The organism is Paenibacillus sp. 32O-W, from assembly GCF_007679495.1.
Lineage (GTDB): Bacteria > Bacillota > Bacilli > Paenibacillales > NBRC-103111 > Paenibacillus_L > Paenibacillus_L residui.
The window spans coordinates 1-393 of record NZ_VEGP01000185.1 but is presented as its reverse complement, the minus strand read 5'-3'; the positions used below and the strand labels follow the sequence as shown (position 1 = coordinate 393).

Annotated in this window: 1 protein-coding gene; it reads left to right on the top strand. The window is 46.3% G+C overall.

Features of this window, described 5'->3' with window-relative positions; all coding sequences use genetic code 11:
* Positions 1 to 75 precede the first annotated feature (75 nt).
* Positions 76 to 363, top strand: a complete 288-nt coding sequence (locus FS806_RS25370) for a transposase (protein WP_015253678.1) — start codon at positions 76 to 78, stop codon at positions 361 to 363.
* Positions 364 to 393 lie beyond the last annotated feature (30 nt).

The following is a 393-nucleotide window of genomic DNA, read 5'->3' as shown; positions in this document are numbered from 1 at the left end:
TGATGCTAGACTGAATAGTGGACACCGAGAATCGAGAATGCGACAATAAATTCAGCAAAATCGAGGTGTCCGAAGATGAGTCAAAAGTATGACAAAGACTTCAAAATCCAAACCGTGAGGATGATCCAGGAACAGGGAAAACCGGTGGCGCAAGTCGCTCGGGAACTGGGTGTATCCGACAATACCTTGTACCGTTGGATCAGCGAATTCAAACAGGATCCGGTCAACGCTTTTCGCGGCAGCGGCAATCTGAAAATGGAGGAAAAGACCTTCCTCGACATGCAGAAACGAATTCGCCAACTTGAGATGGAGAATGAGATTCTAAAAAAAGCGATGCACATCTTCGCAAAAGACCGGAACTGATCTTTTCGTTTATTCACAAGCACCGCTCCA